Annotated in this window: 6 protein-coding genes; 1 reads left to right on the plus strand and 5 read right to left on the minus strand. The window is 69.5% G+C overall.

What is annotated here, in order from left to right:
- Window positions 1-109: 109 nt before the first annotated feature.
- From ACIPC1_RS13790 to hisC, 5 genes are all read right to left on the minus strand, one after another.
- Entirely contained in the window at window positions 110-1,897 is a 1,788-nt protein-coding gene (locus ACIPC1_RS13790) for a GAF domain-containing sensor histidine kinase (RefSeq protein ID WP_402516505.1), read from the minus strand.
- Between the two features lie 116 nt (window positions 1,898-2,013).
- Window positions 2,014-5,688: a thiol reductant ABC exporter subunit CydD gene (gene cydD, locus ACIPC1_RS13795; protein WP_402516507.1), complete on the minus strand. Its 3,675-nt coding sequence runs from the start codon at window positions 5,686-5,688 to the stop codon at window positions 2,014-2,016.
- 189 nt (window positions 5,689-5,877) lie between these two features.
- Window positions 5,878-6,885, minus strand: coding sequence for a cytochrome d ubiquinol oxidase subunit II (cydB, locus tag ACIPC1_RS13800; protein ID WP_402516509.1), 1,008 nt, complete (start codon window positions 6,883-6,885; stop codon window positions 5,878-5,880).
- Window positions 6,886-6,905: 20 nt separating this feature from the next.
- A complete protein-coding gene (locus tag ACIPC1_RS13805) occupies window positions 6,906-8,423 on the minus strand; it encodes a cytochrome ubiquinol oxidase subunit I (RefSeq protein ID WP_402516511.1) in 1,518 nt (505 codons plus the stop codon).
- Between the two features lie 578 nt (window positions 8,424-9,001).
- Entirely contained in the window at window positions 9,002-10,084 is a 1,083-nt protein-coding gene (hisC, locus tag ACIPC1_RS13810; RefSeq protein WP_402516512.1) for a histidinol-phosphate transaminase, read from the minus strand.
- Between the two features lie 420 nt (window positions 10,085-10,504).
- On the opposite strand from hisC, the gene ACIPC1_RS13815 reads away from it, so the two are divergent.
- Window positions 10,505-11,617: a LacI family DNA-binding transcriptional regulator gene (locus ACIPC1_RS13815; RefSeq protein WP_402516514.1), complete on the plus strand. Its 1,113-nt coding sequence runs from the start codon at window positions 10,505-10,507 to the stop codon at window positions 11,615-11,617.
- Window positions 11,618-11,644: the final 27 nt, after the last annotated feature.

The following is an 11,644-nucleotide window of genomic DNA, read 5'->3' on the forward strand; positions in this document are numbered from 1 at the left end:
CCGCGCAGTGCGCCCAGGTGAACCGTCGAGTGTCCTGGGGAAAGCCACGCGGAGCGCCCGGCGGAGCGAGCTGTGCGGCACGCGCGGTGAAGCAGGGTGCCGAGTGCGCTCAGTAGGGCGCCTGCCACACCAATGTCGTACCGCCCGCATCCTCTGGCGTACCGCCCTCGTCCTCGCCCGCCCCCGGCCCGTACCAGCTCTCGCCGCCCAGGGACTCGGCGCGCCGTTCAAGGTTCCGCAGGCCGCTGCGCCGACCGCCGTCCGTGATGCCGACGCCGTCGTCGACGACGGTCAGCCGGACGCCCTGGCGCCCGTCCCGCAGGGTCACGGTCGCGTCGACGACGACGTCGATACGTGAGGCTCCGGCGTGCCGGAAGGCGTTGGAGAGGGCCTCGCGCAGAGCGGCGATGAGGTTCTTGGCGGTGAGTTCCCCGACCATGGTTTCCACCGGGCCGACGAAGCGGTGGGTGGGCTTGAAGCCAAGAGGTACGGCGGCCATGTTGATCTCGCGCAGCACGCGGGTGCGCAGGCCGGACGGCGTCTCTGTGGGGTCCTGCCGGAGCGCGAAGATGGCGGTGCGGATCTCCTGGATGGTGACGTCGAGTGCGTCGACCGCCTTGCCGACGCCTTCGCGGACCTCGGGAGCGACGGACAGCCGCTGGGCGCTCTCCAGCATCATCCCGGTGGCGAAGAGCCGTTGGATCACGAGGTCGTGCAGGTCACGGGCGATCCGGTCACGGTCCTCGTAGACCGCGAGCCGCTCCCGGTCGCGCTGCGCCTCGGCCGTCATCAGCGCGAGAGCGGCCTGCGCGGCGAACTGCGCGGCCAGAGTCCGCTCGGTCTCGGTGAACAGGCGGGCGCCCGGCGCACGAGGTGTGACGAGGCACCCGAGCACGCGGCCGCCGCACTGCAGGGGGAGCATCATCATCGGCCCGTACACGCGGGCGAGGTCGGAGACCATGCGGGGGTCGGTGGCCGCGTCCTCGACGAACACGGCCTTGCCGTCGAGGAGTTCGGCGACCAATTCGTTCTCCGGCGGGAAGGCCATTCCCAACGCCTTCGAGGGGTGTTCCGAGGCGACGGCGACGACCTCAAGTCCGCCCTCGGCGGCGGGCAGCAGCACGGCCCCGGCCGCCGAACCGGAGAGCCGGCGGGCCTGTTCGGCGACGACCTGAAGGGCGTCCTCGGCGCCGCCGCCCGACAGGAGGGCGGTGGTGACGGCCACCGAGCCGTCGATCCAGCGTTCGCGCTGTTGGGCAGCCTCGTACAGACGGGCGTTGCCGATGGCGATGCCCGCCTCCGTGGCCAGCACGCCGACCATGTCGAGGTCGTGGTCGCTGAAGGACCCGCCGCCCCGCTTCTCCGTCAGGTACAGATTCCCGAAGATCTCACCCTGCACCCGGATGGGAACCCCCAGGAAGCTCCGCATCCGCGGATGGTGTTCCGGAAAACCGCAGAAGCGCGGATCGTCTTCCAGGTTCGCGAGCCGTACCGGCTCCGGTTCGTGGATGAGCGCCCCGAGCAACCCCCTGCACCCGTCGGGGAACCGTCCGATCAGCCCGGCGGCATCCCTTTCGACCCCGTGGAACACGAAGTCCACGAGCCCGTCGCCTTCCTCCGCCACGGCACCGATCGCCGCATACCGCGCGTCCGCCAGCTCGGCCGCCGTCTCACAGATCCGATCCAGCGTGGAGTGCAACTCCAGCCCCGCTCCGACCGACCGCACCGCCTCCAGCAACTGGGGCACCCGCACGGCCAGCTCGGCGGGCAGCCCCCGGCTGCCGTGGACCGCAGGACCGGCTGTTCCAGAGCCGTCATCGGGCTCAGGCGCAGGCGCAGGTTCAGACTCGGACTCGGACTCGGACTCGGACTCGGGCGACGTGGGGGCTGCCGACATACCTTGAGCGTAGTTAGTCCTATTTGTCACGCAAAGTCGAGTTCGTGGCCGCACCGTGAAACACCCGGCGCCACCACGCCACCACGCCGCGAAGCCGAATCACCGAGACCGGCCGGTCACTGGGCCACGGCACCGGCGGCCACGGCACCGACCAGCAGATCCCCCGCAGCCTCCCGGTCCACCATCTCCCGCAGCGGACCCTCGACGGCCGCCAGCTCCGCGTACGGCCCCCGCTGGGCCACCCGGCCCTCCGCCAGCACGATCACCTCGTCCACCGCGTCCAGCCCGGCCAACCGGTGGGTGATCAGCAGCGTCGTACGGCCCTCGGTCGCGGCGAGCAGATCCTCGGTGAGGGCGTCGGCCGTCGGCAGGTCCAGGTGCTCGGCGGGTTCGTCGAGGACGAGGAGGGGGAAGTCGGCGAGCAGCGCGCGGGCGAGCGCGAGCCGCTGCCGCTGGCCCCCGGACAGCCGGGCGCCGTGCTCGCCAATGAGCGTGTCGAGCCCGTCGGGCAAACCGTCGGCCCAGTCGAGGAGCCGGGCCCGCGCGAGCGCGTCACACAGCTCGGCCTCGGTCGCGCCCTTCCGGGCCAGCAGCAGGTTCTCGCGCACCGAGCTGTCGAAGAGGTGCGCGTCCTGGGCACACAGCCCGACCAGTCGGCGTACGGCGTCCCCCGCCATCGCGTTCGCGTCCACTCCGCCCAGCGTGTACGTCCCCGCGTCCGCGTCGAGGAACCGCAGCAGCACCTGCGCGAGCGTGGTCTTGCCGGACCCGGAGGGACCCACGACGGCGACCCTGCGACCCTGTTCCAGGGTCAGGTCGAGCCCGCCGAGCGCGTCCCGGTCCTGTCCGGCGTGGCGCGCGCTCAACTCCTTGAGGACCAGGGGAAACGCGGAAGCGGGGGCCTGCGTCGGCTCTTCCGGTTCGCGTACGGCATCGGGGGCGTCCAGCACCTCGTACACCCGCTCTGCGCTCTTGCGTACCCGCTGTCGGTGCTGGACGGCGAGCGGCAGCCCGAGGACGGCCTCGAACGCGGCCAGCGGGGTGAGGACGACGACGGCCATCGCCACACCGCTCAGCCGCCCGGCGGCGACCGCCTGGGCGCCCACGAGGGCCGCGGCCGCGACGGTCAGCCCGGACACCAGCGCGGTGAGCCCGTCGCCGAGCGCGGTCGCGGTGGCGGCCCGCGAGGCGATACGGGTGAGCACCGAGTCGGCCCGTCGCGTCTCGGCGGTACGGGCGGGCAGCGCACCCGCGACCGTCAGCTCCGCCGTTCCCGTGAGCAGATCGGTCACCCGTGTCGCCAGGACACCGCGCGCGGGTGCCAGCCGCCGCTCCGCATGGCGCGCCACGGCGCCGGTCAGCAGCGGCACCCCGAGCCCGGCCGCCAGCAGCCCCACGGCGAGAACGGCACCGGCCTCGGGCAGCAGCCACGCGGTGAAGCCGACGGAGGCGGCAGACACGACGACCGCGGCCCCGACCGGCAGCAGCCACCGCAGCCAGTAGTCCTGGAGCGCGTCCACGTCGGCGACGAGCCGCGACAGCAGATCACCGCGTCGGGTCGTCCGCAGTCCCGCGGGCGCCAGCCGTTCAAGGCGCCGGTACACGGCGACCCGGGTGTCGGCCAGCATCCGCAGCACCGCGTCGTGCGATACGAGCCGCTCCGTGTACCGGAATACGGCCCGCCCGATCCCGAACGTCCGGGTGGCCGTCACCGCCACCATCAGATACATCACAGGCGGCTGCTGAGAGGCCCGCGAGATGAGCCACCCGGAGGTGGCCATCAGCCCAACGGCACTCCCGAGGGCGAGACTGCCGAGCAGGAGAGCGAGGGCGAGCGCTCCCCGCCGGGGAGCAGCCATGGCACGCACACGGGCAAGCACGCCGCCACGCCCTCGCGGAGCCGGAGCCGGAGCCGAGGCCGAAGACGACGCCGGAGACAGGTCCGGAGCCGAAGCGGAAACCGAAGCCAAAGCCGAAGCCGAAGCCGGGGACAAAGCCGAAGCCAAGGCCGGGGACGAGGCCGAAGCCGGATGCAACTCCCCTTCCGCCGCCACGGGCACCTTCCCCACCCCGACGGACCGAGCCCCCCTAACCTCCGCGGCATACACGGACCCCGCCGCCTGGACGGGCACCCCGGACGCCCCGGACCCTGCGGCAACCACCCCGGGCTCCAGCCGTACCACCCGGTCAGCCACCCCCAGCAAGGCCGGCCGGTGCACCACCAACAGCACCGTCCGACCCACGGCGAGCCGCCGCACCGCCTCCACGACCTCCGCTTCCGTCGCCCCGTCCAGCGCGGCCGTCGGCTCGTCGAGGAGCAGCACCGGGCGGTCGGCGAGGAACGCCCGGGCCAGAGCGAGGCGCTGGCGCTGGCCGGCCGACAACCCGGCACCGTCCTCACCGAGCACCGTGTCGGCCCCGTCGGGCAACGCGTCGACGAAGCCGACGGCGCCCGCGTCGGCCAGCGCCCGGCGTACCGCCGTGTCGTCCGCGTCGGGCCGCGCCAGCCGTACGTTCTCGGCGATGGACTGGGCGTACAGGTGAGGTCGCTGCGGCACCCAGGCGATCCGCGAGCGCCAGTCCGCCAGGTCGGCCTCGGAGAGATCGACTCCCCCGGTCCGCACGCACCCCTCGGCGGGCTGCACGAATCCCAGCAGTGCGTTCAGCAGCGTCGACTTGCCCACACCGCTCGGCCCGACAAGAGCTACCGTCTCCCCGCGCCCGACCGTGAAGGAGACGTCCGAGACCGCATCTCGTGAGCGCCCCGGGTAGCGCACGGTCACACCCTCGAAGGCGATCTCACCCTCAGGCGCGGGAAGCGAGCCTGAGGCCGCCAATGGCGTCTCCAGCACCGAGAAGATCTCCTCGGCCGCCGAGAGCCCCTCGGCGGCGGCGTGGTACTGCGTCCCCACCTGTCGCAGCGGCAGATACGCCTCGGGCGCGAGGATCAGGATGACGAGACCGACGTACAGATCCATCTCACCGTGGACGAGCCGCATTCCGATGGTCACCGCGACCAGCGCGACCGAGATCGTGGCGAGCAGTTCCAGAGCGAAGGACGACAGGAAGGCGATCCGCAGCGTCCGCATGGTCGCCTGCCGGTAATCGCCGGTGATCTTCCGGATCGACTCGGCCTGCGCCTTGGCCCGGCCGAACACCTTGAGCGTGGGCAAGCCCGCGACCACGTCCAGGAAGTGTCCCGAGAGCCGCGACAGCAGCCGCCACTGACGGTCCATCTGGTTTCGGGTGGCCCAGCCGATGAGAATCATGAAGACGGGGATCAGCGGCAGTGTGCCGGCGATGATGGCCGCCGACACCCAGTCTTCGGTGACGATCCGTGCGAGCACCGCCACAGGGACCACCACAGCCAGCCCCAACTGCGGCAGATAGCGCGAAAAGTAGTCGTCGAGTGCGTCAACTCCCCGTGTGGCGAGGGCGACCAGTGAACCCGTCCGCTGCCCGCTCAGCCAGCCGGGACCGAGCAGCGCCGCCCGCTCCAGCAGTCGCCCTCGCAACTCCGACTTGACCGCCACGCTCGCCCGGTGCGCGGCGAGCTCGGTGAGCCACGAAACGACCGCCCGCCCCACCGCTACCAGGACCAACAGACCCAGCGGCGTGCGGAGTTCAGCGACCGAGAAGCCGTGCTGGAAGGCGCCGACCACCACTTCGGCGATGAGCATCGCCTGGGCAATGACCAGCGCCGCCCCGGCAGCCCCCAGACCGACAACCGCCGCGAGGAAGAAGCGAGTGGCACGGGCGTACCGAAGCAGACGCGGGTCGATTGGTTTCACGTGAAACACACCCTTGACTCATCAGGCATGTTTCACGTGAAACATGCCGTTACTCGGACTCTGCACACCGTTCCGGACTAGGCATGCCCTGCCGGGCTCCGCGCGCCATGCGGACCCTGCGTGCCTACCCGACTCGGTGCGCCATGCGGACCCTGCGTGCCCTGTCCGACTCGGTGCGCACGGCAGGAATCAGTGCGCGCCGTCCACGGCGATGTGATGCGTACCGATCCGCTTGCGGAACACCCAGTACGTCCACGACTGGTAGAGCAGAACGATCGGCGTCGCGATCCCCGCACACCAGGTCATGACTTTCAGGGTGTAGGGGCCCGACGAGGCGTTGGTGACCGTCAGGCTCCACTCGGCATTGAGCGAGGACGGCATGACGTTGGGGAAGAGCGACAGGAAGAACATCGCGACGACCGCCACAATGGTCAGCCCCGAGAGCATGAACGCCCAGCCCTCACGCCCCGCCCTGACCGCCACGAGTGCCACGACGAGCGAGGCCACCGCGACGATCACCGCGGCCAGGGACTTGCCGTTGCCGCTGTCGACCTGGGTCCAGATCAGGAAGCCAAGTGCCAACACGGCTGTCACCAGGCCGAGTGTCAGCGCCAGCTTCCGCGCGCGCTCCCGGATGTCCCCGACGGTCTTGAGCCCGATGAACACCGTCCCATGGAACGTGAACAGCGTCAGTGTGACCAGACCGCCGAGGATCGCGTACGGGTTGAACAGGTCCCAGACGGTGCCGACGTACTCGAAGCTCCTGTCGATCTTCACGCCGTGCACGATGTTGCCGAAGGCCACACCCCACATGAACGCGGGGATCAGCGAGGCCCAGAAGATCGCGTTCTCCCAGTTGCGCTGCCAGTACTCGTCGGGCCGCTTCACGCGGTACTCGAAGGCGACACCGCGCACGATCAGGCAGACCAGGATGAGCAGCAGTGGCAGATAGAAACCGGAGAAGAGCGTGGCGTACCACTCGGGGAAGGCGGCGAAGGTCGCGCCGGCCGCGGTGAGCAGCCATACCTCGTTGCCGTCCCAGACGGGTCCGATGGTGTTGATGAGGACCCGCCTCTCGGTACGGTCACGGGCCAGCAGCTTGGTGAGGATGCCGACCCCGAAGTCGAAGCCCTCCAGGAAGAAGTAGCCGGTCCAGAGGACCGCGATGAGGACGAACCAGACATCGTGGAGTTCCATGGCTCAGTGGCTCCCTTGGCCTAGTAGGAGAAGGCCATCGGCTTGTCGGCGTCACTGGAATCGCCGCCGATCTTCGTGGGCGGGTTGAGGTCGGCCTCGGTGAGCTCGGGCGGACCCTGCTTGACGTACTTGACCATCAGCTTCGCCTCGATGACGGCAAGGGCCGCATAGAGCAGGGTGAACACGGTCATCGAGATCAGCACCTCGGTCGTGGAGACTTCCGGCGAGACCGCGTCCTTGGTCTTCAGCAGGCCGTACACCACCCAGGGCTGACGCCCCGTCTCGGTGAAGATCCAGCCCCAGGAGATACCGATGAGCGGGAAGATCAGCGTCCACTGGGACAGCCACCACCACCACTTGCCGAGCTTCGGTGCCAGCGCCCTGTGCTTGGTGAACATGAGCTTCGGCACTTCCTCGTCCCCGGTGCGGTGTTCCGGCGCCAGCCAGAACTTCCGCCGGGTCAGCCAGAGTCCGGCCACGCACACGGCCATCGAGACCCCGCCGAAGCCGATCATCCAGCGGTAGGCCCAGTAGGCGGTGGGGATGTTGGGACGGTAGTCGCCGGGGCCGTACTTCTCCTGCTCGGCCTTGTTGATGTCGTTGATGCCGGGGAGCCTGGACGTGAAGTCGTCCTTGGCGAGGAAGGACAGCAGCCCCGGAATCTCCAGGGCTACCGTGTTGTGCCCCTTGGCGACATCGCCGTACGCGAAGAGCGAGAAGGGTGCGGGCTGCTCCGAGTCCCACAGGGCTTCGGCGGCCGACATCTTCATCGGCTGCTGTACGTACATCACCTTGCCGACGGTGTCCCCGCTGAGGGCGACGAGGATCGTGCCGACGAGTGCCGTGACCAGGCCGAGCCGCAGCGACATCCGCATCGTGGGGATGTGCCGCTTCTTGCGGAGGTGGAAAGCGGCGATGCCCGCCATGAAGGCGCCGCCGACAAGGATGGAGGCGGACATGACGTGCCAGAAGTTGACGAGCGCCGTCTCCTGGAAGAGCACTTTGGGAAAGTCGGTGAGCTCGGCCCGTGTACTGCCGTCCGCCTTCTTCACGATCCGGTAGCCGACCGGATGCTGCATGAAGGAGTTGGCCGCCATGATGAAGTACGCCGACAGGATCGTGCCGATCGAGACCATCCAGATGCAGGCGAGGTGGAGCTTCTTCGGCAGCTTGTCCCAGCCGAAGATCCACAGCCCGATGAAGGTGGACTCGAAGAAGAACGCGATCAGGGCTTCGAGGGCGAGCGGGGCTCCGAAGACGTCACCGACGAAGCGTGAGTAGTCGGACCAGTTCATGCCGAACTGGAACTCCTGCACGATGCCGGTCACTACACCCATGGCGATATTGATCAGGAACAGTTTTCCCCAGAACTTGGTCGCCCTGAGGTAGTGCTCCTTGCCCGTTCGCACCCAGGCGGTCTCCAGGATCGCCGTGAGTGCGGCGAGCGAGATCGTCAGAGGGACGAAGAGAAAGTGGTAGACGGTGGTGATGCCGAACTGCCAGCGCGCCAGAGTCTCGGGCGCCAAAGCCAATTCCACGTCGTCAGTCTCCTTATATCGCCGTGGTACAGCGGCAGTTTGCCCCCTTTGTCACGCACATCGCGGGAGCAACCGGGACACGTTTGTGAACGCGTTCACATTCACAAGCAATTATGACGCATGCCCGTTCGAGGGTTGACAGGAGGGGGGTGCCTAAGCGGGGACCGGCTGGTCACCGACGGGCTGCCGGCTCAGAGGGGCCGGCCCGGAGCAGGGAAGGCTGCTCCGACACCGGCGTCACCGTCACTCCGCGAGGACGGCGCCCAACAGATCGTCGAGCCCGGCACGGCGGCCTTCCGGACCGACGGCGACGACCCCGCGCTCCCCTACTGGGCGGGCGCCGGTCTCGCGGGGGCATCGCATACCGCCCCCGCAAGCCCGTCCGGCGTGCCGGCCGCATCGACGGCGACCCGCACACCTCCGCCACCGTGGTCGACGGCGCCCCCACACGCTCACCACCACGCGCGACGGCGACGACCCCGCGCACACTCGCCGTCACGCGCGACGGCGACCTGGTTCACGTAGAAACGGCGACCCCGTACGCGTACAACCAGTGGCGGACCACGGGCCGCCACCAGTCACTGGAGCTCCTTGAGGAACCCCTCTGTCGCCTTGAGGAAGATGTCGTTCGCCTCGGTCTCGCCGATCGTCACCCGGACCCCCTCGCCGGCGAACGGCCGCACGACGACCCCGGCCTGTTCGCAGGCGGCGGCGAAATCGAGCGTGCGCTCCCCCAGCCGCAGCCACACGAAGTTGGCCTGTGTCTCGGGCACCGTCCAGCCCTGCCCGCGCAGCGTCCCGACCACCCGCACGCGCTCCGACACCAGGGAGCCGACCCGGCCGAGCAGTTCGTCCTCGGCGCGCAGCGAGGCGACCGCCGCGTCCTGTGCGAGCTGGCTCACACCGAAAGGCACTGCCGTCTTGCGCAGCGCGGCCGCAACCCGGTCGTGGGCGATCGCGAAACCGACCCGGAGGCCCGCGAGTCCGTACGCCTTGGAGAAAGTGCGCAGCACGCAGACGTTGGGCCGGTCACGGTAGAGCACGACGCCGTCCGGCACCTCGGCATCGCGGATGAACTCGCGGTACGCCTCGTCCAGGACCACCAGCACATCGCTGGGCACCCGGTCCAGGAACCGCTCCAGCTCGGCCCTGCGCACCACCGTGCCGGTCGGGTTGTTGGGGTTGCAGACGAAGATCAGCCGGGTCCGGTCGGTGATCGCGTCCGCCATCGCGTCGAGGTCGTGCACCTCGCCGGGCGTCAGCGGCACCTCGATCGGGGTCGCCCCGCTGATCTGGGCGATGATCGGGTACGCCTCGAAGGACCGCCAGGCGTAGATGATCTCGTCGCCCGGGCCGCTCGTGGCCTGCACCAGCTGCTGCGCGACCCCGACGGAACCGGTTCCGGTGGCCAGGTGCGAGAGGGGGACGGCGAAGCGGTCCGACAGTTCGTTGATCAGCGCGGTGCACGCCAGATCCGGGTAGCGGTTGAAGGAGCCGGCCGCGGCGGTCACGCTCTCGATCACACCGGGCAGCGGCGGATACGGGTTCTCGTTGGAGGACAGCTTGTACGCCACCCCACCCCCGACCGCGGCGGGCTTGCCGGGCTTGTAGGTGGGGATACCCTCCAGCTCGGCACGCAGCTTGGGGCTCGTCTCGCTCACCGCAGTCCTCCTCGCGACCACCGTCGGCTCATGACCGCCGTCGGCTACCAATACTCCTCACCTTATGAGGATTGGGCTCCGCTGCGAATGGCCTGTGGACAACCACCTCGCCGCCACGAGCTGCCCGAGTGATCATCCCCGTACGAAGGTGCACGAATGGGGGCGCGCCGCACTTCGCGCCGCGCGCCGGTGGCTCACGCCGTGGCGCGCATCCCTCGTCAAGGTGAGTTGAGACCTCTTCGAGACATGGCCTGGTTGGCAGGCCCATGCGTGCCGACAAGTCACGTCCTGCCATTGGATCGTTCAACTGACTTTCTTTCTAAGGCAGTTGGCCAATTTTGACCATGCAGAAACGTGCCTGTCAACGAGTGCATATGCGTCCGCCCTACCCCACCGCATGAGCCCTACTATCGGCTCGCCATGACAGCAGCAGGGAAGCACCAGGTGAGCCGGGCGGAGACAACCCGCCGCGGCGGTCGGCCGGGACGGGCGGGCATCAGAGATGTGGCCGCAGCCGCCGGAGTGTCCATCACGACCGTCTCCGATGCCCTCAACGGCAAGGGCCGGCTCCCGGACGCCACCCGACGCCATGTCCGCGAGGTCGCCGACCGGCTGGGCTACCGCCCGTCGGCCGCGGCCCGAACCCTCCGTACCGGCAAGTCGGGCCTCATCGGCCTGACCGTGACGACGTACGGGGATGAACCTTTCACCTTCACCGAGTTCGCGTACTTCGCGGAGATGGCCAGAGCCGCCACGTCGGCAGCGCTGGCCCGGGGCTACGCCCTGGTCATCCTCCCCGCGACCTCGCGCCACGACGTGTGGTCCAACGTCGCCCTGGACGGAACCGTGGTCATCGACCCGTCCGACCACGACCCGGTCGTCAGCGAACTGGTCCGCCAGGGCTTACCGGTCGTCTCCGACGGCCGCCCGGCGGGCTCGCTGCCGGTCACCGCATGGGTGGACAACGACCACGAGGCCGCCGTCCTCGGCATCCTCGACCACCTGGCCGACGCCGGCGCCCGCCGGATCGGCCTCCTCACCGGCACCACCACCGACACCTACACCCATCTCTCCACCACCGCTTACCTGCGCTGGTGCGAGCGTGTGGGCCAGGATCCGGTCTACGAGGCCTACCCGGCGCACGATCCGTGCGCGGGAGCCGTCGCAGCCGACCGGCTGCTCGCGCGCCCCGACCGCCCCGACGCCGTCTACGGGCTCTTCGACCCGAACGGCACCGACCTGCTGGCCGCAGCCCGGCGCTACGGTCTGCGCGTACCGGAGGATCTGCTCCTGGTCTGCTGCAGCGAGTCCACCGTCTACGCCAGCACCGAACCGCCCATCACGACGCTCTCACTCAAACCACGCCGGATCGGCACAGCGGTCGTCCAGCTCCTCATCGACGCCATCGAGGGAGTGGAATCGGACCAACCGGTCGAGCAGGTGATACCGACCGAGCTGATCGTGCGGACCTCCTCGCAACGCCGTCTGCCTCGTACGACGGTGAGTCCGCCCCGATCACCCGAGAAAGGTTGACTCCCGCCGAGGACAGGGCGGGAATGC

The organism is Streptomyces sp. NPDC087263, assembly GCF_044744645.1.
GTDB lineage: Bacteria > Actinomycetota > Actinomycetes > Streptomycetales > Streptomycetaceae > Streptomyces.